The sequence below is a fragment of the Streptomyces sp. CNS606 genome (genome assembly GCF_000426325.1).
On record NZ_AUFD01000011.1, the window covers coordinates 14,277 to 34,169 of the forward strand.

Sequence of the window (19,893 nt, forward strand, 5' to 3'; positions counted from 1 at the left end):
TGAGCGGTATGGCAGCGACCATAGGGTTTCGCCCCACGGACGAGGACGCTCGCATCATCAAGGCGGCAACGCGCGAGGGCGAGGCGACCAGCGACGTCATCAGGCGCGCGCTGCGCCTTCTGGAGCGAGAAGTCTGGCTGGAGCAGGCACGCAAGGATGCGCAGCGACTCCACGCGGAAGACCTGTCGGCCGACGAGGACGCCTGGTGATCCGCGGAGCCGTCTACCGGATCGACCTCGGACAGGCGAAGCGCGGTCACGAACAGGGCGGGCGACGCCATGGCCTGGTGCTGTCCCCGACATCCATGCCGTGGAGCCCCGCCACGGTGGTGCCCACGTCCACGCGGGCGCAGCCGGCCGTCTTCCGGCCCGAGTTGTCCATCGCCGGCGCTCGGACGCGCCTGCTGGTGGATCAGCTTCGATCCATCGATGTCCGGTTCATCCACGGCGAGCCGGTCGACTACCTCACGCGGGACGACCTCGCCGAGGTCGAGCACGCCGTGAGTCGCTTTCTGGGCCTCTGACCGCACAGCTGCTCACCCCGGCTCCGTCTGCGGTGAGAGCGCGTCGTTGCGTCGGTGTGACGCGCCGCCACGGGGGTGAAACGCGCGACGCCTAGCGTCCGGAACGTCCAGCAGGGCGAGTCGGAGGAGGGCCCGGATGCGCGCGCGTCGGCGCTGGGTGGAGCGGTGGGACCCGGAGGACCGGGGGTTCTGGGAGACCGAAGGGCGGCACGTGGCGCGGCGGAACCTCGTCGGGTCGGTGTGCGCCGAGCACGTCGGCTTCTCGGTGTGGAGCATGTTCGCCGTGCTCGCCCTGTTCATGGGCGAGGCCCACGGCGTGGACGCGGCCGGGAAGTTCACCCTCGTCGCCGTCGCGTCGCTGGTCGGGGGCGCGCTGCGGGTGCCGTACGGCTTCGCCGTCGCCCGGTACGGCGGCCGCGACTGGACGGCGTTCAGCGCCGCGCTGCTGCTGGTGCCGTGCGCGGAGCTGTGCGCGGTGTTCGCGGCGCCGCCCGGCAGCGTGCCGTACGGGGTGCTGCTGCTCGTCGCCGTCGCCACGGGGGTCGGCGGCGCCAACTTCGCCTCCTCCACGGCCAACGTCAACGCCTTCTACCCGCTGCGTCTCAAGGGCCGCGCACTCGGCGTCAACGCGGGCGGCGGCAACATCGGCGTCGCCGTCGTGCAGCTCGCCGGGCTGGCGCTGATCGCCCTCGGCGGCGCCGGGCACCCGTGGGTGCTGCCCGCGCTGTACGTGCCGCTGGTCGTCGCGGCGACCGTGTGGGCGCTGCGGCGGATGGACAACCTGGGCCCCGTGCGCGGCGACACCGGCGCCGTCGCCGAGGCGGCCCGGCACCGGCACACCTGGATCGTCGCCGCCCTCTACATCGGCACCTTCGGGTCGTTCATCGGCTACGGCTTCGCGTTCGGGCTGGTGCTCCAGGGCCAGTTCGGACGTACGCCGCTGGAGGCGGCCTCGCTCACGTTCGTCGGGCCGCTGCTCGGCTCGCTGCTGCGCCCGGTCGGCGGCCACCTGGCCGACCGGTGGGGCGGCGCCCGCGTGACGCTGGCGGTTTTCGCGCTGATGACGGGCGTCACCGTGCTGGTCGTGGGGGCGTCCGTTCGCGGGTCGCTGCCCCTGTTCGTCGCCGGATTCGTGCTGCTCTTCGTGCTGACCGGCGCGGGCAACGGCTCCGTGTACGCCCTGCTGCCCGGCATCCACGAGGCCGGCGCACGGTCCCGCGGCCTGGTGGGGGAGGCCGCGGCGGCGCACGCACGGCGCAGGGCCGGGGCGGCGATGTCGCTGATCGGCGCGGTGGGGGCGTTCGGCGGGGTCGGCATCAACCTGGCACTCAGCCGCTCCTTCGCCGGCACGGGCTCCGGGACGACGGCGTTCGCCGTCTTCGCCGTCTACTACGTGCTGTGCGGCGCCCTCGTGTGGGCGGTGTACGTGCGTCCGCCGCGGCCGGGCCCGGCGCCGGCCGAGCGGGCGCGCAACACTGGAGAAACGCCGGTGAACCGGCGGTGACACGCGGGTCGCCCACCATGCCCCGGGGCACCCGCAGAACCCCGCACCACAGGGACGAGGGACGATGAGCGAGCAGGAACCCGTCAGGCCGCTGGACGGCTTCACCGTCGGCGTCACCGCCGCGCGCCGCGCCGATGACCTGGGCGCGCTGCTGGAGCGGCGCGGCGCCACGGTCCAGCACGCGCCCGCGCTGCGCATCGTGCCGCTGGCCGACGACGCGGAACTGCTCGCGGGAACGAAACGCCTGATCGCCGAGCCGCCCGACCTGGCCGTCGCGACGACGGGCATCGGCTTCCGCGGCTGGCTGGAGGCCGCCGACGGCTGGGGCCTGGGCGACGAGCTGCGCGCCGCGCTCGCCGGTGCCGAGATCCTCACCCGCGGCCCCAAGGTGCGCGGCGCCGTACGGGCCGCCGGACTGCGCGAGTCCTGGTCGCCGGAGTCCGAGTCGATGGCCGAGGTGCGCGACCGGCTGCTGGGGGAGGGCGTCCGCGGGCGCCGGATCGCCGTGCAGCTGCACGGCGATCCGCTGTCGGACTTCGTCGCGGCGCTGCGCGCGGACGGTGCGGAGGTGGTGGGCGTCCCGGTGTACCGGTGGCTGCCGCCGGAGGACCTGGCGCCCGTCGACCGCCTCACCGACGCCGTGCTGGCCGGGGCCGTCGACGCGCTCACCTTCACCAGCGCCCCGGCCGCGGTCTCGCTGCTGGAACGGGCGGGGGAGCGGGGTGTACGGGACCCGCTGCTGGCGGAGCTGCGCGACGGACGGGTTCTCGCCGCCTGCGTCGGGCCGGTCACGGCGGCCCCGCTGGAGGCGGCCGGGGTGCCCACCGCCAGCCCCGAACGCTTCCGGCTGGGCCCGCTGGTCCAGCTGCTGTGCGCGCGGCTGCCGGAGGGCGCCGCCACGTTCGAGGTCGAGGGCCACGGGGTGGAGATCCGCGGCCACGCCGTGGTGGTCGACGGGCGGCTGCGGGCGGTGCCTCCGGCGGGCATGGCCCTGCTGCGGGAGCTGGCCCGCCGCCCCGGCTGGGTCGTCTCCCGCGCCGACCTGCTCCGCGCGCTCCCCGGAGCGGGAACGGACGAGCACGCCGTCGAAACCGCGATGACCCGGCTGCGTGCCGCGCTCGGCGTGCGCGGCGTCGTCCAGACCGTCGTCAAACGCGGCTACCGCCTCGCCGTCGAACCGGACGGGCGCTGACGGGCTTCGGTACGTCACCGCGGAGTCCGGGTGGCTGCGGCGGTTGTGTTGCCGCAGCCACGCGAGGCACGAAAACGGGTGGCCGGGCGGGTCGTGTGCGGGGAGTATCGCCGCATGGGCGACTTCCTCGAGACCGAGCGGCTGGTGCTGCGCGCGTTCACCGCCGACGACGCCGACGACCTGTTCGCGCTCGACGACGACCCCGAGGTGATGCGGTTCCTCAACGGTGGCCGCCCCGCCGACCGGGAGGCGATCCGCACCCGCACGTTGCCGCGGCTGCTGCACGTCCATCCCTGCACCGGGACGCTCGGCTACTGGGCCGCGCGGGAGAAGGGCGCCGGCACGTTCCTCGGCTGGTTCGAGTTCCGCCCGGCGGCCGACGACAGCCCCGCCGTGGTCGAGCTCGGCTACCGGCTGAACCGGGCTTCCTGGGGGCGCGGCTACGCCACCGAGGGGTCCCGTGCGCTCATCGACAAGGGGTTCGCGGACCTCGGCGTCGAGCGCGTCACCGCGAACACCATGGCCGTCAACGTCCGCTCCCGGCGCGTGATGGAGAAGTCCGGCCTGGCCTTCGTCCGCGCCTTCCACGGGGACTGGCCGGACGCGATCGAGGGCTCCGAGCACGGCGAGGTCGAGTACGCGCTCACCCGTACCGCGTGGGAGCGGGCCCGCTGACGGCGCTCCGCGGCCGGTGAACGCCGCGGACCCGGTGGGCGTACCCAGGGGTGGAGGCTCGACCGGAGGTCGCAGGGTGCGGGACGATGCGCGAGTGAAGGACGGCGCGGCTCACGACGACGGCGCGGCTCACGACGACGCCCACGACGACGACGCGCTGATGCGCGCCCTGTACGAGGCGCACGCCGTGCCGCTGTACGCGTTCGTGCTGCGTCTGGTCGGTGGCGACCGGCACCGCGCCGAGGACGTGGTGCAGGAGACGCTGCTGCGCGCCTGGCGCAACGCCGAGAAGCTGCAGCGCGGCAGCCCGGCCGCGCTGCGCCCGTGGCTGGTCACCGTCGCCCGCCGCATCGTCATCGACGGTCACCGCAGCCGCCAGGCCCGCCCGCACGAGGTGGACCCCGGGCCGCTGGAGTCCGTGCCCGCCGCCGACGAGATCGACCGGGCGCTGCGGGCCATGGTGATCTCCGAGGCGATGGCCGACCTGACCGCCGCACACCGGCGGGCGCTCGTCGAGACGTATCTGCGGGGCCGCAGCGTCGCCGAGGCCGCCGAGGCGCTCGGGGTGCCGCCCGGTACCGTGCGGTCCCGGGTCTTCTACGCGCTGCGTTCGCTGCGCCTGGCCCTGGAGGAACGGGGGGTGACGTCATGACGGGCGACCCCCTCGGCACGCCGGACACCCCCGGTCCGCCGCCGTCGCCGCACACCGACGTCGGGGCCTACGCCCTCGGCCTGCTCACGGACGCCGAGGCGTCCCGCTTCGAGGACCACCTCGCCGGGTGCACCCGGTGCGCCGAGGAACTGGAGGCGAATCTGGGCCTGCGTCCCCTCCTCCAGGAGGTGGCCTCCGAGGCGTCTTCCGGACCCCTGCCGTCTTCCGTGCCCGGGCAGGGTTCCGGTGCGCAGGAGGCCGGGGGCCCGCTGGACCGGGCGCTCGCCGCCGCGGCCTTTGAACGGCGCCGCGCGCGACGGCGCCGCCACGCCCTGGCGGGCGCCGTCGCGGCGGTCCTGCTCGCCGCCGGCGCGCTCGGCGGCGTGGCCGTCGGCCCCCTCGCCGGTGACGACGACGCCGACCGGCCGCCGCCCACCACGGCCGAGGCGGCGCGTGCCGCCTTCGCGCAGGGGGAGAAGTTCTCCGACCACGACCCGTCGACCAGCGTCGAGGCCACGGTGTCGCTCCAGGAACGGCCCTGGGGCACCCACGTCACCCTCCGGATCGGGAACCTCACCGGCCCGCGCGCCTGCGACCTGGTGGCCGTCGGCGGGGACGGCGGCCGGCAGACGGTCGCGACCTGGTCGGTGCCGGGGTACGGCTACGGCATCGAGGGCACCGCGTACGAGGAGCCGCTGTACGTGGCCGGCGGCGCCGGTCTCACGCCCGACCGGATCGACCACTTCGAGGTCCGCACGCTGGAGGGCGAGAAGCTGGCCGCCATCCGGATGGAAACCCCCGCGGACGGGCTGTGACCCGCGGCACCACGCACCGGACACGCCCGCACGACACCCGCAGGTCGCGTACGGTGGACGGCTGCCCTGTGAGAGAGAAGGGGGCCGCATGGGAGCGCAGGACACCGTGGACAGAGCAGACGGCCGGGCCGCGGACGCCGAGGGCGTGCGCGAACGGGAGACGCGTCGCGAGCAGACGCATCTGGACGCCGTGTACCGCCGTCTGGAGGAGAAGATCCACGAGGCCGAGTTCCTCATGGACGACGCCGCCAAGCGGGGGCAGGTCGGCACACCCGGCGCGCTCGCCGAACGCGACGCGCAGGTCTTCCGGGCCGGGATCCACCTCAACCGGCTGAACAGCGAGTTCGAGGACTTCCTCTTCGGCCGCATCGACCTGCTCGACGGCAAGACCGGCGAACGCGGCCCCGACGGCGCCTACACCTCCCTGGAGCCGGCCGACGACGCGGTGCGCCCGGACGGCGGCGCGGACATCGCCGAGACCCTGCACATCGGGCGCCTGGGCGTGCTGGACGCCGACTACACCCCGCTGGTCATCGACTGGCGGGCGCCCGCCGCCGCCCCCTTCTACCGGGCCACTCCCGTGACCCCCGGCCGGGTGGTGCGCCGCCGCGTCATCCGCAGCAAGGGCCGCCGTGTGCTCGGCGTCGAGGACGACCTGCTGCGCCCGGAGATCCGCGCCACCCTGGACGGCGAGGAACTGCCCGCCGTCGGCGACGGCGCCCTGATGGCCGCCCTGGGCCGGGCCCGCGGTCACGCCATGCGGGACATCGTGGCGTCCATCCAGGCCGAGCAGGACGAGGTGATCCGCGCCCCCGCCGCCTCCGTCACCGAGGTCGAGGGCGGCCCCGGCACGGGCAAGACCGCCGTCGCCCTGCACCGCGCGGCCTACCTCCTCTACCGGGACCGGCGCCGGTACGCGGGCGGCATCCTGGTCGTCAGCCCGACCCCCCTGCTGGTGTCGTACACCGAAGGCGTGCTGCCCTCCCTCGGCGAGGAGGGCCAGGTCGCGATCCGCGCGCTGGGCTCGCTGGTCGACGGCGTCGAGGCGAGCGCGTACGACGACCAGCCGGTGGCCCGCGTCAAGGGCTCCGCCCGCATGGTCGGGGTGCTGCGCCGGGCCGCGCGGGGTGCCCTGGAGCTGGGCGAGGTCCCACAGCGGCTGCGCGTGGTGGCGTTCGGCTCCCGCGTCGAGCTGGGCGCGGACGAACTGCGGGCCGTACGCCGCCAGGTGCTGGGCGGCACCGCGCCGGTGAACCTGATGCGGCCCCGGGCGCGGCGGCTGCTGCTCGACGCGCTGTGGGAGAAGTCCGGCGCGGCCCGCCGGCACGCCCACGATCCCGAGCTCGCCGCCGAGGTGCGGCAGGGCTTCGACGAGGACCTCGACGAGGAGACGGACTTCACCGACTTCCTCGACGCCTGGTGGCCGGAACTGACCCCGCGCCGCGTGCTCGCGGCGCTGGCCGACGAGAAGCGGCTCGCCCGCTGGGCACGCCGGATGCTCCGCGGCGGCGAGGTGCGCCTGCTGGCCCGCTCGCTGCGCCGGCTGGGCGTGGACGGCACGGGGCCGCTGTCCGTGCACGACGTCGCGCTGCTGGACGAGCTGCGGCAGCTGCTCGGCCCGCCCGCCGCCCGGCCGCGCAGGCAGGAGGCCGATCCGCTGGACCAGCTCACCGGGCTGGAGGAGGTGACCACCGCCGCCGACCGCAGCGGCCCGCGCCGGCGGCGGCCCGACGTGGAGGAGGAGCGCCGCGACTACGCCCACGTCATCGTCGACGAGGCGCAGGACCTGACGCCCCTGCAGTGGCGGATGGTGGGACGGCGCGGCCGCCACGCCACCTGGACCGTGGTCGGCGATCCGGCGCAGAGTTCCTGGACGGACACCGACGAGGCCGCCGCCGCGCGCGCCGAGGCGTTGGGCGGCCGTCCGCGCCGTCGTTTCGAACTCACCGTCAACTACCGCAATCCGGCGGAGATCGCCGAACTGGCCGACCGGGTGCTGGCGTTGGCCATGCCGGGCAGCACCCCGCCGGAGGCCGTGCGCCGCACGGGCCTCACCCCGCGCTTCGTCGCGGCCGTCGGGACGAAGGGCGCGAACGGCCGTGACGGCGAGGGCGGCGCGGACGGCGAGGGCGGGGAGGGCAACGCCGAGGACCGGCTGGGCCGGACCGTACGGGCCGAGGCCGAGCGGCTGCTCGCGGAGGTGGACGGCACGGTCGGCGTGGTGGTGGCGATGGGGCGGCGCACCCAGGCACGGCAGTGGCTGGCCGGCCTGGGCGACCGGGCCGTGGCGCTGGGCAGTCTGGAGGCGAAGGGACTGGAGTACGACGCCACCGTGGTCGTCTCGCCCGCCGAGATCGCGGAGGGCCTGTCCCCGCGCGAGTTCACCGAGGGCGGCCCGGGCGCCGGGGGAGCGGGGCTGAGGGTGCTGTACGTCGCGCTCACCCGCGCGACGCAGCGACTCACCCTCGTATCCGGCCCCCGCGACCTGCCCGACGCCGACGGGGTGCCGGACCTGCTGCGGGACTGAACGTGCCGGGCCGCTCCCCGAGGGGAGCAGGGGGCGGGCGTACGGACCGTGAGCGGGCGTCAGCCGCCGTCCGCACGCCTGCCGGGTCCGCACGCCCCGCCGTCACCCCGTGGGCTCGTCGGCGCGCCGGGCGGCCCCGCGCTCGTCGGCGCGCCGGGCGGCCCCGCTCTCCGTCTGCTCCTCCACCCGGTCGTCGGGCCGCCGGGGCGGCCCGACGGAGGCCCCGGCGGGGGCGGACCCGCCGGCGGGCAGCCGGGGCGCGCCGGTCCGCGCGTGGGTGGCGTACAGCGTGAGTCCCACGAACGCCAGTCCGCCGACCACGTTGCCGAGCAGGGTCGGAATCTCGTTCCAGAGCAGGTAGTCGGCGACGGAGAAGTCGCCGCCGAGCAGCAGGCCGGAGGGAAAGAGGAACATGTTGACGACCGAGTGCTCGAAGCCCATGTAGAAGAAGACCAGGATGGGCATCCACATCCCGATGACCTTCCCGGACACGGACGTCGACATCATGGCGGCGACCACGCCGGTGGAGACCATCCAGTTGCACAGCACGCCGCGCACGAAGAGCGTCAGCATGCCGGCGGCGCCGTGCTCGGCGTAACCGACGGTCCGTCCCTCGCCGATGGTGCCTATGGCGCGGCCCACCTCGTCGGGGCCGGTGGAGAAGCCGAAGGTGAGGATGACGGCCATCATCAGCGCGACGGTGAGCGCTCCGGCGAAGTTGCCGAGGAACACCAGCCCCCAGTTGCGTGCGACCGCCCGTACGGTGACGCCCGGCCGCCGGTCCAGCAGGGCGAGCGGCACGAGGGTGAACACGCCGGTGAGCAGGTCGAACCCCAGCAGGTAGAGCAGGCAGAAGCCGACCGGGAAGAGGAGCGCGCCGAGGAGGGGCTGGCCCGTCCGGACGGTGACGGTCACCGCGAAGGCGGCGGCGAGCGCCAGGATCGCGCCGGCCATGTAGGCGCGGATCACCGTGTCACGCGTCGACATGAAGACTTTGGACTCACCGGCGTCGATCATCCTGGTGACGAACTCCGGCGGACTGAGGTAGGACACAGCGGGCCTCTTGGGATCGGAGGACGGAGGGCGGGGCACGCACCCCGCCGGCGGCGGGGCCGTCGGTGCCGCCACGCGGCACCGTGGCGCCCCAGTCTGCCGACCGTACGTCCCTGCGGCGTCCTCACGCCGCTTCCCGTCCCGCCTTCCCGACCCGCCGAACGCACAGGGCCCGGAAGGAGGAATGGCCGAACGGGCCCTGTTTGTTAGCCTGAGGGTGGCACCGGCCCGATCCATGCCCCCGGGCCCAACCATCGTCGCTTCGAGCGACCACTTGCCGCGAGGCGAGCTGGCGGGTCGGTGCCACCTTCTCCTCGTCGCCCCGCTTCGCCGGGCTCCGCTCGGGCCGTCAGCCGAGAACGCGCACCTGTTCGGCCTGCGGGCCCTTCCGGCCCTGAGCGATCTCGAACTCCACGCGCTGGGCGTCCTCCAGGCTGCGGTATCCGTCACCGTTGATCGAGCTGTAGTGGACGAAGACGTCCGGCCCGCCGCCCTCCTGGGCGATGAAGCCGTAGCCCTTCTCCGCGTTGAACCACTTGACCGTGCCCTGAGCCATTGTTCGGTCTCCCGTGTACGTACATGAGCGTGTGCGGGCAGGATCCTAGAACGATTCGGACCGTTTTCGACTGATTGATGACGTGGAGGGTGCATGTCGCTGCGGCTCCGCGGGGTGCCCGGGGTTCCTCGCGGAGCGCTTTCTCTCGTATGGTGGAAGAATGATTCCACGAGAGGGGTCAGGTTTCTGCGTACCAGTCGGTAGGTGGGACTATCTGGTGACGCGCCGCGCGCAACGGTCCCCGGCGGACCGGGCCGGCGCCCGGTAGCACAGGGAAAGCAGAGGAAGTCGGCCATGGCAACGGCGCCCAGCGTCTCGTACTCGATGACGGTCCGTCTCGAAGTCCCCGCGGGCGGGACCGCGGTCAGTCAGCTCACCACTGCCGTGGAGTCCTCCGGCGGCTCGGTCACCGGTCTGGACGTGACGGCCTCCGGCCACGAACGGCTCCGGATCGACGTCACCATCGCCGCCAGCTCCACCGCGCACGCGGACTCCATCGTGCAGCAGTTGCGGGGCATCGAGGGCGTCACGCTCGGCAAGGTCTCCGACCGGACGTTCCTGATGCACCTCGGCGGCAAGATCGAGATGTCGTCCAAGCATCCGATTCGCAACCGCGACGACCTCTCCATGGTCTACACCCCGGGCGTCGCCCGCGTCTGCACGCAGATCGCGGAGAACCCCGAGGACGCCCGGCGGCTCACCATCAAGCGCAACTCGGTCGCCGTCGTCACCGACGGCTCCGCCGTCCTCGGCCTGGGCAACATCGGGCCCAAGGCCGCGCTTCCGGTGATGGAGGGCAAGGCCGCGCTGTTCAAGACGTTCGCCGGCATCGACGCCTGGCCCATCTGCCTGGACACCCAGGACACCGACACCATCGTCGAGGTGGTCAAGGCGGTCGCCCCCGGCTTCGCCGGCATCAACCTCGAGGACATCTCGGCGCCGCGCTGCTTCGAGATCGAGGCGCGGCTGCGCGAGGCCCTGGACATCCCCGTCTTCCACGACGACCAGCACGGCACCGCCATCGTCGTCCTCGCCTCGCTGCACAACGCGCTGCGCGTCGTCGGCAAGAACATCGAGGACGTGCGCGTCGTCATGTCCGGCGCCGGCGCGGCCGGTACGGCGATCCTCAAGCTCCTGCTGGCCGCCGGCGTCAAGCACGCGGTGGTCGCCGACATCCACGGCGTCGTGCACGGCGGACGCGAGGACCTGGTGGACGCCGCCCCCGACTCGCCGCTGAGCTGGATCGCCCGCAACACCAACCCCGAGGGCGTCACCGGCACGCTCAAGGACGCGGTGGCCGGCTCCGACGTGTTCATCGGCGTGTCCGCTCCCGACGTCCTGGCCGGCGAGGACGTCGCCACGATGGCCGACGGCGCGATCGTCTTCGCGCTCGCCAACCCCGACCCGGAGATCGACCCGGCCGAGGCGCGCCGCACCGCGGCGGTCGTCGCCACCGGACGCTCCGACTTCCCGAACCAGATCAACAACGTGCTGGTCTTCCCCGGCGTCTTCCGCGGCCTGCTGGACGCGCAGTCGCGTACGGTCAACACCGAGATGATGCTGGCGGCGGCGCGCGCGCTCGCCGACGTGGTGCTGGAGGACGAGCTCAACGCGAACTACATCATCCCCAGCGTCTTCAACGAGAAGGTCTCCGGAGCGGTGGCCGGCGCGGTCCGCAAGGCCGTCAGGGCCGCCGGGGAATCCGCGACGCAGCCGGCGACGGAGGCGGCCGGCGCGTCGGGGGAGTGACCCGGGCGGGTGACACCTCTCACGGGTCCCGGCCCGCGTCCGCCCGGCGCGTCGCGGGTGTCGGCACCCGTGTGGCCCGTAGGGTTCGAGAAGCCGGAAGGGCGCCGGAAGGGTGTCGGATTGGCGTTCCCGCCGCAGGTGGGGGCAGGATGCGTCTTCGGGCGCGAGGGTCTGAACCTTAGGACCCGGGTCCGGGGACTGTCCGAGGGCCCTGGCAGCATCGGCTTCGACTCACGCCTCAACGGCAAGAAGAACACGGGAGTAACGAACTATGAACCGCAGTGAGCTGGTGGCCGCTCTGGCCGATCGTGCCGAGGTGACCCGCAAGGACGCCGACGCCGTTCTGGCCGCTCTGGCCGAGGTGACCGGCGAGGTCGTCTCCAAGGGCGACGAGAAGGTCACCATCCCCGGCTTCCTCACCTTCGAGCGCACGCACCGCGCCGCCCGCCAGGCGCGCAACCCGCAGACCGGTGAGCCGATCCAGATTCCGGCCGGGTACAGCGTCAAGGTGTCGGCCGGCTCCAAGCTGAAGGAAGCCGCCAAGGGCAAGTAAGGGCTGACGCCCTCCGAGTACGAGGGGCGGCCACCCTCCCAGGGTGGCCGCCCCTCGTCGCGTCCGAAGCGCCGGCGGCCTGCCTGCCGTCCGGCGCGGGTGCGCCCTACGGGCGCTCGACGTTGGCGCCGAGCTCGGCGAGCTTCTCCATGAAGTTCTCGTAGCCGCGGTTGATCAGGTCGATGCCGTGCACGCGCGACGTGCCCTGTGCGGCCAGTGCCGCGATGAGGTACGAGAACCCGCCCCGGAGGTCCGGGATGACCAGGTCGGAGCCCTGGAGCTTCGTCGGCCCGGACACGACCGCGGAGTGGAGGAAGTTGCGCTGCCCGAAGCGGCACGGCGTGCCGCCCAGGCACTCGCGGTAGAGCTGGATGTGCGCGCCCATCTGGTTCAGGGCCTCCGTGAAGCCCAGCCGCGACTCGTACACGGTCTCGTGCACGATCGACAGCCCGGACGCCTGGGTGAGCGCCACGACCAGCGGCTGCTGCCAGTCGGTCTGGAAGCCCGGGTGGACGTCCGTCTCCAGGGCGATGGCCTTCAGCGGGCCGCCGGGGTGCCAGAAGCGGATGCCCTCGTCGCCGATCTCGAACGCGCCGCCGACCTTGCGGTAGGTGTTGAGGAACGTCATCATCTCGCGCTGCCGGGCGCCGTGGACGTAGACGCTTCCCTCGGTGGCGAGCGCGGCGCTCGCCCAGGACGCGGCCTCCAGCCGGTCCGGGAGGGCCCGGTGGGTGTAGCCGTCCAGCCGGTCGACGCCGGTGATGCGGATGGTGCGGTCGGTGTCGACGGAGATGATCGCGCCCATCTTCTGCAGCACGCAGATGAGGTCTTCGATCTCCGGCTCGACCGCCGCGTTGGAGAGTTCGGTCACACCCTCCGCCAGCACCGCGGTGAGCAGCACCTGTTCGGTGGACCCGACCGACGGGTACGGCAGGCTGATCTTGCAGCCGCGCAGCCGCTGCGGCGCCTCCAGGTACTGGCCGTCGGCGCGCTTCTCGATGGTCGCGCCGAACTCGCGCAGCACGTCGAAGTGGAAGTTCACCGGGCGGCCGCCGATGTCGCAGCCGCCGAGGCCCGGGATGAAGGCGTGGCCGAGGCGGTGCAGCAGCGGGCCGCAGAAGAGGATCGGGATGCGGGAGGAGCCGGCGTGCGCGTCGATGTCGCCCACGTCGGCGCTCTCCACCCGCGAGGGGTCCATCACGAGTTCGCCCGGCTCCTCGCCCGCGCCCACCGTGACGCCGTGCAGCTGCAGCAGGCCGCGCACCACCCGCACGTCGCGGATGTCGGGCACGTTGCGCAGGCGGCTCGGGCCGCTGCCGAGCAGCGCCGCGACCATGGCCTTGGGCACGAGGTTCTTCGCGCCGCGGACACGGATCTCGCCCTCCAGCGGGCTACCGCCGTGGACGAGCAGGACATCTTCGGTGCCGGACATGGAGCTCCGCGTTTCGAACGGGGTTTCAGGGGACAGCACTCAAGACTAATGGCCCACAGGCCGCTTTCCGTACGCCCTGCGCGGGCCCGCGTGCTTCCGGAACCGTTTCTTCCGGTGCGGGAGGTGCCCGGATCGTCGGCCGGCGGAGGTCCCCGGCCACCGCATGCCCACGGGGTGACCGGCGGTTTCGCGCCTTTCGGGGGGCCGGAGTGCGGCCGGAAGGTATCCCTGTCGGTGCCACGAGTGGGATCATTGCGGCATGACCGAGGTGTCCTCCCTCACCGGGCGGCTGCTGGTCGCCACCCCGGTGCTGTCCGACCCGAACTTCGACCGCGCCGTCGTGCTGCTCCTCGACCACGACGAGGAGGGCTCGCTGGGCGTGGTCCTGAACCGCCCGACGCCCGTGGACGTCGACGACATCCTGGAGGGCTGGGGCGATCTCGCGGGCGCCCCGGGGGTGGTGTTCCAAGGGGGGCCGGTGTCGCTGGACGCGGCGCTGGGGCTGGCCGTGGTCCCCACGGGCAACGGCGACCACGGCCCGAACGGCCCCCTCACCGGCGCGGCCGGTCCCCGCACGGGCCCGGAGCGGCCGGCTCACGACGGGGCGCCGGACGCCGCGGGGGGAGCGGACCCCGCGCCCGGAGCGGACCTCGCGGGCGACGCGGCGGCCGAGGCCGCGGACGTGCTCGGCGGCGTCACCGGCCCGGACGCCCCGCGCGGCCCCGGGGACGGCCCGCTGGGATTCCGCCGCGTCTTCGGCGCGATCGGCCTGGTCGACCTGGACGCGCCGCCCGAGCTGCTGGCGGCCGAACTCGGCTCGCTGCGCATCTTCGCCGGGTACGCCGGCTGGGGCGCGGGCCAGCTCGAGGACGAGCTCGCCGAAGGCGCCTGGTACGTCGTGGAGTCCGAGCCGGGCGACGTGTCCTCGCCCGCCCCCGAGGGCCTGTGGCGTTCCGTACTGCGGCGGCAGCGCAGCGAACTGGCCATGGTCGCGACGTACCCGGACGACGCCTCGCTGAATTAGGCTTGGGTCACATGAGCACTCTCGAGCCCGAGCGCGGGACCGGTACCGGCACTCTCGTCGAGCCGACCCCGCAGACATCGCACGGTGACGGCGACCACGAGCGGTTCGCCCACTACGTCCAGAAGGACAAGATCATGGCCAGCGCGCTCGACGGGACGCCCGTCGTCGCGCTCTGCGGCAAGGTCTGGGTGCCGGGTCGCGACCCGAAGAAGTACCCGGTGTGCCCCATGTGCAAGGAGATCTACGAGACCATGGGCGCCGGAGGCGACAAGAACGGCAAGGACGGCGACGGCAAGGGCGGCAAGAAGTAGCGCCCGCCGCGGCGCACACCTGACGCCGCACACCGCGCAGGGCTCACACGGCGCGCTCCGCCGGGCACCCTCTCGAACGAGGGCCCGGCGGGGCGCGCCGTGCTGTGCGCGGCGGCCACCCGTGCCCGCCCCACGCACCGCACCGCCCCCGCCCGCCGCTCCGTGCTCCGGCCGTTCCGGTCGCCCGGCCCGGCCGCCCGGCCGTTCCGCCGCATCCGATTGGTCGAGACCTCTTGTGGCCCGCGACGGTCGGCTCTAGCCTCCTGCCCGGCCCGGTTGTGCAATGCGAAACGCGCATTGCGCATGTTGCAACGCTGTGTCGTTCCGCCGTCGACCCGCCAGGGGGCACGCCATGAGACCGTCCGCACTCCGACTCCTCTCCCGGCCGGCCGCCGTCCTCGGTCTGGCCGCCGCCCTGGCCCTCACCGGCTGCGCGCCGTCCACCTCCTCCGGCGGCGCGGAGCAGGGCGGCGACGACCGGACGGGCACGCTGCGCGTCTGGCTGTTCCGCGAGGTCGACAACGCGCCGAAGCAGCGGATCGTCGACGACGTCGTCGCCGGGTTCGAGGAGCAGCAAGAGGGCGTCACCGTCGACGTGCAGTACATCCCCGTCGACAGCCGCGCGGAGAAGATGAAGGGCGCCCTGAACGACCCCTCCTCCGCTCCCGACGTCGTCGAGTTCGGCAACACCGACACCGCCGGCCTGGTCGAGAACGGCGCCCTCCTCGACGTCACCGACGCCTTCGAGGAGTGGGACGAGGCCGCGGACGCCGATCCCACCGCACGGCAGTCGGTCACCGTCCAGGGTCGCGTGTACGGCGCTCCGCTGTTCGTCGGCGTCCGCGCCCTGTACTACCGCACGGACGTGTTCGACGACCTCGGCCTCGAACCGCCCGCCACCCTCGACGAACTCGCCGACACCGCACGACGGATACGGCAGGAGCGCCCGCAGATGTACGGCATCGCCGTCGGCGGCTCGTACACCTACGGCGCCCTGCCCTTCGTCTGGGCGCACGGCGGCGAGGTCGCCGAGAAGCGCGATGGTGCGTGGACGGCGACGATCGACGCCGCGGCCGCACGCAAGGGCGTCACCGCGTACACCGACCTCTTCGGCCCCGGCAACTGCCCGCCCGCCACCTGCGCGCAGATGGGCGGCAACGACACGGTCGAAGCCTTCGCCAACGGCAAGGCGGGCATGGTGATCGGCGGCGACTTCAACCGCGAGGCCGTCGGGGACAGCGAGGTCGCCGGCAGCTACGACGTGGTGCCGCTGCCCGGTGTCCGGGAGGGGGAGATCGCGCCCGCCTTCGCCGGCGGCAACAACCTCGGCGTCATGCGCGGCACCGGCCACCGCGGTCTGGCCGTCGACCTGATGCGGCGGCTCGCGGGCAAGGAGACGCAGGAGCGGCTGTTCGCAGAGATGGGCTTCCTGCCGACCTTCACCGACACCCGGCAGCAGGTCGCCGCCGAGGAGCCGTTCGTCGAGCCCTTCGTGCGGACGCTGGACGCCGGCGCGAAGTTCGTGCCCGCCACGCCCGCGTGGTCGGCCATCGACGCGAGCCAGGTGCTGCCCACCATGTTCCAGCGCGTCGTCAGCGGCAAGCAGGACGTGCCCGGAGCCACCGGGGCCGCCGCACGCACGATGGACGAGGCCTTCGCGCGGTGAGCGGCCCGGCCGTCGCCGCGCGCCGCGGGGGCGGGTGGACGCCCTGGCTCTACCTCGCCCCCGCGCTGCTGGTGATCGCGGCGCTGCTCGCGTACCCGATCTACCAGCTCGGCCTGATCTCCCTCTACGAGTACACCCAGGCCCAGGTCAGCGGCGGGCAGCCGACCACGTTCCAGGGCCTGGGCAACTACGCAGAGCTGGCGCGCGACCCGAAGTTCTGGGACGTGCTGCTGGTCACCGTCGGCTTCGCCGCCGTCTGCGTCCTCGGCACCCTGGTCGTCGGCTGCGCGCTGGCCGTCCTGCTGACCCGGGTGCGGGCGGTGCCGCGGCTGGCGCTGATGCTGGCCTCGCTCGGCGCCTGGGCGACCCCGGCCATCACCGGGTCCACCGTCTGGGTGTTCCTCTTCCACCCCGACTTCGGCCCGGTCAACCGGGTGTTCGGACTGGGCGACTTCTCCTGGACGTACGGCCGGTGGAGCGCGTTCCTCCTGGTGTTCCTGGAGGTCGTGTGGTGTTCGTTCCCACTCGTGATGGTGACGGTCTACGCCGGAATCCGCGCCATTCCCGCAGAGGTGCTGGAGGCCGCCGCCCTCGACGGCGCGCGGACGCCGCGGATCTGGCGCAGCGTCATGGCGCCGATGCTGCGGCCGCTACTGGTTGTGGTGACCATCCAGTCGATCATCTGGGACTTCAAGATATTCACGCAGATCTACGTGATGACCGGAGGCGGGGGCGTCGCCGGCCAGAATCTCGTGCTCAACGTGTACGCCTACCAGAAGGCGTTCGCGTCCGCCCGCTACGGCCTGGGTTCCGCGATCGGCATCGTGATGCTGCTGATCCTGCTGGGCGTCACGCTCGTCTATCTGCGCGTGCTGCGCCGCCGGGGTGAGGAACTGTGACGCCCACACCGACCACGAGGACCGCACGGGCCGCGAAGGTGCCGGCCCAGCGGAGCGCGCCGACGCGACCGACCGCGTCCCGCGCCCTACGCCTGCCGCGGATTCGGCGCCCCTGGCGGCTGCTGGCCGAGACCGGGGCGCTCGCGACCGCACTGGTGGTCGCCTTTCCCCTCTACTGGATGGTGCTCTCCGCGTTCAAGCCGCAGGCCGAGGTGCAGTCCGACCGGCCCGTGCCGTGGACGACGAGCCCCACCCTGGACAGTTTCCAGCGGGTCTTCACCCAGCAGGACTTCGGCCGCTACTTCCTCAACAGCCTGCTGGTCGCCGGGACCGTCGTGGTCGCCTCCGCGCTCATCGCGTTTCTCGCGGCCACCGCCGTCGCCCGATTCCGGTTCCGTTTCCGCACCACCGTGCTGATCATGTTCCTCACCGCGCAGATGGTCCCGATCGAGGCGCTCACCATTCCCGTGTTCTTCCTCATGCGGGACGTCGGCGCGCTCAACTCGCTGATCTCCCTGATCCTTCCGCACCTCGCCTTCTCCCTGCCGTTCGCGGTGTGGATGCTGCGCGGATTCGTGAAAGCCGTTCCCGCGTCCCTGGAGGAGCAGGCGTACCTCGACGGCGCGAGCCGCAGCCGGTTCCTGTGGCAGATCCTCTTTCCGCTGGTGCTCCCCGGGCTGGTGGCCACCAGCGTGTTCTCCTTCATCTCCACCTGGAACGACTTCCTGTTCGCCAAGTCGTTCCTCATCAGCGCCACCGAGAACTCCACCCTCCCGATGGCACTGCTGGTCTTCTTCGACACCGAAACCCCCGACTGGGGAGGCGTGATGGCCGCCTCCACCGTGATGACCGTGCCCGTGCTGGTCTTCTTCGTCGCCGTACAGCGCCGCCTGGTCTCGGGCCTCGGCGGCGCCGTGAAGGACTGATGCCCCGTGCCGGAGAAGCCCCGGCTGATCCCCGCCCCGCGTGTCCTGGAAGCCGTCGGCGGCCCCCCGTTCACGTTCACCGGCACCACCGCCGTCGAGGCGGGGCCGGGCACCGACGGCGCGGCCCGGCTGCTGCGCTCCGCCCTGGGCGCCGCCACCGGGCTGCCGCTCCCGCCCCGCCGCAGCGGGGACGAGGGACCGCACGTCGCGCTGGCCGTGGACGACGACGGCTCCGCCGTGGGGCCCGGCCCGGAGTCCTACCGGCTGGACGTCGACGCGGGCGGCGTGCGGATCACGGGCGGCGGAGCGGCGGGCGTCCACCACGGGGTGCAGACCCTGCGGCAGCTCCTGCCCCCCGCCGCCTACCGGCGCGCCCCGGTCCGCGGCGGCCCGTGGACCGTGCCGCCCGTGCATGTGGAGGACGCGCCCCGCTTCCGCTGGCGCGGCCACCTCCTGGACGTGGCACGGCACTTCCAGCCCAAGGACGACGTGCTCCGCTGCCTGGATCTGCTCGCCCTGCACAAGCTCAACGTGCTGCACCTGCACCTGACCGACGACCAGGGCTGGCGTCTGCAGATCCGCCGCCACCCCCGGCTCACCGAGGTCGGCGCCTGGCGGCCCCGCACCCGCCTCGGCCACCGCGCCTCCCCGCTGTGGGACGAGCGCCCGCACGGCGGCTTCTACACCCACGACGACATCCGCGAGATCGTCGCGTACGCCGCGGAGCGCCACATCACCGTCGTCCCCGAGATCGACGTCCCGGGCCACTCCCAGGCCGCCGTGGCCGCCCACCCCGAGCTCGGCAACGCCGACGCCGTCGACACCGCAGCCCTCGGCGTCTGGACCGACTGGGGCGTCAGCCCGCACGTGCTCGCGCCCACCGACCGCACGCTGCGCTTCTACGAAGAGGTGCTGGAGGAGGTGCTGGAACTCTTTCCCTCGCCCTGGATCCACGTCGGCGGCGACGAGGTCCCCACCGGCGAGTGGCGTGCCTCGCCCGCAGCCCAGGACCGCATCCGCACGGAGGATCTCTCCGGAGAGCCCGCCCTGCACGCCTGGTTCGTGAGCCATTTCGCACGCCACCTGGCGGCACGCGGGCGCCGTGCGGTCGGCTGGGACGAGATCCTCGACGCCGGGGCCGGCCGCCTCCCGCCCGACGCCGTCGTCTCCTCCTGGCGCGGCTACGCGGGCGGCATCGCCGCCGCCGAGGCCGGCCACGACGTGGTGATGTGCCCCGAGCAGCAGGTGTACCTCGACCACCGCCAGCACCCGGGCGAGGACGAGCCGGTGCCGCTCGGCTACGTCCGCACCCTGGAGGACGTCTACCGCTTCGAACCCGTGCCGCCGCGACTGGCCGGAACGCCCGCGGCGGCCCGGGTGCTGGGCGCCCAGGCCAACATGTGGACCGAGGCCGCGGAGACCCGGCAGCGCGTCGACTACCAGACCCACCCCCGGCTCGCGGCCTTCGCCGAGGCCGTCTGGTCCGACCTCCCGCCGCCCGCTGCACGGCCGTTCGACGACTTCCGCGACCGGCTGGAGGGCGCCCACCTGGCCCGTCTCGACGCCCTCGGCGTCGACTACCGGCCGCCCGCCGGGCCCCGGCCGTGGCAGCGTCGTCCCGGGGTGCTCGGACGCCCGATCGAGGGACCACCCCCGATCGTGTGAGGCGTGCGCGAGCGGCCCCCGTTCCCGGGCGCGGACTGCCACCGTGGAGGCGTACGTTTCGCAGCGCACGGGTGGCCGTGCACGTCCGGCACGCTCGCGCACCCGTCATGGTCGGTCTCCGCCCGCGACGCGCGCGCACCGGATCTCCCGAGAGCACGCGAACGCGACGAA

Annotated in this window: 19 protein-coding genes; 16 read left to right on the forward strand and 3 right to left on the reverse strand. The window is 73.5% G+C overall.

The annotated features are described in order from the left end of the window. The first annotated feature begins 8 nt into the window (after nt 1-8). The 8 genes from K304_RS0108755 (at nt 9) to K304_RS0108790 (ending at nt 7,888) form a co-directional block, all read left to right on the forward strand. Nucleotides 9-209 carry a hypothetical protein gene (locus K304_RS0108755; RefSeq protein WP_027763433.1) on the forward strand — a complete coding sequence of 67 codons (201 nt, stop codon included), beginning with the start codon at nt 9-11 and terminating at the stop codon, nt 207-209. After that, entirely contained in the window at nt 206-523 is a 318-nt protein-coding gene (locus K304_RS0108760) for a type II toxin-antitoxin system PemK/MazF family toxin (protein ID WP_106965554.1), read from the forward strand. The genes K304_RS0108755 and K304_RS0108760 overlap by 4 nt, the downstream gene beginning before the upstream one ends. Before the next feature lie 136 nt (nt 524-659). Then, nucleotides 660-2,027, forward strand: coding sequence for an MFS transporter (locus K304_RS28060; protein WP_051308158.1), 1,368 nt, complete (start codon nt 660-662; stop codon nt 2,025-2,027). 64 nt (nt 2,028-2,091) lie between these two features. After that, nucleotides 2,092-3,219 (forward strand): uroporphyrinogen-III synthase, encoded by a 1,128-nt coding sequence (locus K304_RS0108770; RefSeq protein WP_027763434.1) that lies wholly within the window; start codon nt 2,092-2,094, stop codon nt 3,217-3,219. Between the two features lie 114 nt (nt 3,220-3,333). Next, on the forward strand, nt 3,334-3,894 hold the full coding sequence (locus K304_RS0108775) for a GNAT family N-acetyltransferase (RefSeq protein WP_027763435.1): 561 nt from the start codon (nt 3,334-3,336) through the stop codon (nt 3,892-3,894). Nucleotides 3,895-3,988: 94 nt separating this feature from the next. Further along, nucleotides 3,989-4,546: a sigma-70 family RNA polymerase sigma factor gene (locus K304_RS0108780; RefSeq protein ID WP_486591607.1), complete on the forward strand. Its 558-nt coding sequence runs from the start codon at nt 3,989-3,991 to the stop codon at nt 4,544-4,546. Next, on the forward strand, nt 4,543-5,361 hold the full coding sequence (locus K304_RS28065; protein WP_037789703.1) for a zf-HC2 domain-containing protein: 819 nt from the start codon (nt 4,543-4,545) through the stop codon (nt 5,359-5,361). Before K304_RS0108780 ends, K304_RS28065 begins: the two co-directional genes overlap by 4 nt. A gap of 88 nt (nt 5,362-5,449) precedes the next feature. Then, a complete protein-coding gene (locus tag K304_RS0108790) occupies nt 5,450-7,888 on the forward strand; it encodes a UvrD-helicase domain-containing protein (protein WP_027763437.1) in 2,439 nt (812 codons plus the stop codon). Between the two features lie 102 nt (nt 7,889-7,990). On the opposite strand, the gene K304_RS28070 is transcribed toward K304_RS0108790, so the two are convergent. Then, on the reverse strand, nt 7,991-9,196 hold the full coding sequence (locus K304_RS28070) for a formate/nitrite transporter family protein (RefSeq protein ID WP_486591608.1): 1,206 nt from the start codon (nt 9,194-9,196) through the stop codon (nt 7,991-7,993). Nucleotides 9,197-9,290: 94 nt separating this feature from the next. Then, nucleotides 9,291-9,497 carry a cold-shock protein gene (locus K304_RS0108800; RefSeq protein ID WP_027763438.1) on the reverse strand — a complete coding sequence of 69 codons (207 nt, stop codon included), beginning with the start codon at nt 9,495-9,497 and terminating at the stop codon, nt 9,291-9,293. 294 nt (nt 9,498-9,791) lie between these two features. Here K304_RS0108800 and K304_RS0108805 point away from each other — a divergent pair, with 294 nt between their 5' ends. Beyond that, the gene (locus K304_RS0108805) at nt 9,792-11,246 is read left to right on the forward strand and encodes an NAD-dependent malic enzyme (RefSeq protein ID WP_027763439.1); all 1,455 of its coding nucleotides are present in this window, start codon (nt 9,792-9,794) and stop codon (nt 11,244-11,246) included. A 271-nt stretch (nt 11,247-11,517) separates the two neighbouring features. Continuing rightward, entirely contained in the window at nt 11,518-11,799 is a 282-nt protein-coding gene (locus K304_RS0108810) for an HU family DNA-binding protein (RefSeq protein WP_027763440.1), read from the forward strand. Nucleotides 11,800-11,905: 106 nt separating this feature from the next. On the opposite strand, the gene murA is transcribed toward K304_RS0108810, so the two are convergent. Next, on the reverse strand, nt 11,906-13,231 hold the full coding sequence (murA, locus tag K304_RS0108815; protein ID WP_027763441.1) for a UDP-N-acetylglucosamine 1-carboxyvinyltransferase: 1,326 nt from the start codon (nt 13,229-13,231) through the stop codon (nt 11,906-11,908). Nucleotides 13,232-13,490: 259 nt separating this feature from the next. On the opposite strand from murA, the gene K304_RS0108820 reads away from it, so the two are divergent. The 6 genes from K304_RS0108820 (at nt 13,491) to K304_RS0108845 (ending at nt 19,722) form a co-directional block, all read left to right on the forward strand. Continuing rightward, complete coding sequence (locus K304_RS0108820) at nt 13,491-14,255, forward strand: YqgE/AlgH family protein (protein ID WP_027763442.1); 765 nt, start codon at nt 13,491-13,493, stop codon at nt 14,253-14,255. A gap of 11 nt (nt 14,256-14,266) precedes the next feature. Then, nucleotides 14,267-14,566: a DUF3039 domain-containing protein gene (locus K304_RS0108825; RefSeq protein ID WP_027763443.1), complete on the forward strand. Its 300-nt coding sequence runs from the start codon at nt 14,267-14,269 to the stop codon at nt 14,564-14,566. 352 nt (nt 14,567-14,918) lie between these two features. Further along, nucleotides 14,919-16,232: an extracellular solute-binding protein gene (locus K304_RS0108830; protein ID WP_027763444.1), complete on the forward strand. Its 1,314-nt coding sequence runs from the start codon at nt 14,919-14,921 to the stop codon at nt 16,230-16,232. Then, nucleotides 16,229-17,131 (forward strand): carbohydrate ABC transporter permease, encoded by a 903-nt coding sequence (locus K304_RS0108835; RefSeq protein ID WP_027763445.1) that lies wholly within the window; start codon nt 16,229-16,231, stop codon nt 17,129-17,131. Before K304_RS0108830 ends, K304_RS0108835 begins: the two co-directional genes overlap by 4 nt. Before the next feature lie 101 nt (nt 17,132-17,232). Next, nucleotides 17,233-18,057 (forward strand): carbohydrate ABC transporter permease, encoded by an 825-nt coding sequence (locus K304_RS0108840; protein WP_027763446.1) that lies wholly within the window; start codon nt 17,233-17,235, stop codon nt 18,055-18,057. Nucleotides 18,058-18,063: 6 nt separating this feature from the next. Then, the gene (locus tag K304_RS0108845) at nt 18,064-19,722 is read left to right on the forward strand and encodes a beta-N-acetylhexosaminidase (protein ID WP_027763447.1); all 1,659 of its coding nucleotides are present in this window, start codon (nt 18,064-18,066) and stop codon (nt 19,720-19,722) included. The last annotated feature ends 171 nt before the right edge of the window (nt 19,723-19,893 follow it).

Bases quoted from the DNA above. Each gene is read 5' to 3' on its own strand.
- K304_RS0108755 (WP_027763433.1), top strand. From the start codon at position 9: ATGGCAGCGACCATAGGGTTTCGCCCCACGGACGAGGACGCTCGCATC.
- K304_RS28060 (WP_051308158.1), top strand. From the start codon at position 660: ATGCGCGCGCGTCGGCGCTGGGTGGAGCGGTGGGACCCGGAGGACCGG.
- K304_RS0108770 (WP_027763434.1), top strand. From the start codon at position 2,092: ATGAGCGAGCAGGAACCCGTCAGGCCGCTGGACGGCTTCACCGTCGGC.
- K304_RS0108775 (WP_027763435.1), top strand. From the start codon at position 3,334: ATGGGCGACTTCCTCGAGACCGAGCGGCTGGTGCTGCGCGCGTTCACC.
- K304_RS28065 (WP_037789703.1), top strand. From the start codon at position 4,543: ATGACGGGCGACCCCCTCGGCACGCCGGACACCCCCGGTCCGCCGCCG.
- K304_RS0108790 (WP_027763437.1), top strand. From the start codon at position 5,450: ATGGGAGCGCAGGACACCGTGGACAGAGCAGACGGCCGGGCCGCGGAC.
- K304_RS28070 (WP_486591608.1), bottom strand. From the start codon at position 9,196: ATGGTTGGGCCCGGGGGCATGGATCGGGCCGGTGCCACCCTCAGGCTA.
- K304_RS0108800 (WP_027763438.1), bottom strand. From the start codon at position 9,497: ATGGCTCAGGGCACGGTCAAGTGGTTCAACGCGGAGAAGGGCTACGGC.
- K304_RS0108805 (WP_027763439.1), top strand. From the start codon at position 9,792: ATGGCAACGGCGCCCAGCGTCTCGTACTCGATGACGGTCCGTCTCGAA.
- K304_RS0108810 (WP_027763440.1), top strand. From the start codon at position 11,518: ATGAACCGCAGTGAGCTGGTGGCCGCTCTGGCCGATCGTGCCGAGGTG.
- murA (WP_027763441.1), bottom strand. From the start codon at position 13,231: ATGTCCGGCACCGAAGATGTCCTGCTCGTCCACGGCGGTAGCCCGCTG.
- K304_RS0108820 (WP_027763442.1), top strand. From the start codon at position 13,491: ATGACCGAGGTGTCCTCCCTCACCGGGCGGCTGCTGGTCGCCACCCCG.
- K304_RS0108825 (WP_027763443.1), top strand. From the start codon at position 14,267: ATGAGCACTCTCGAGCCCGAGCGCGGGACCGGTACCGGCACTCTCGTC.
- K304_RS0108830 (WP_027763444.1), top strand. From the start codon at position 14,919: ATGAGACCGTCCGCACTCCGACTCCTCTCCCGGCCGGCCGCCGTCCTC.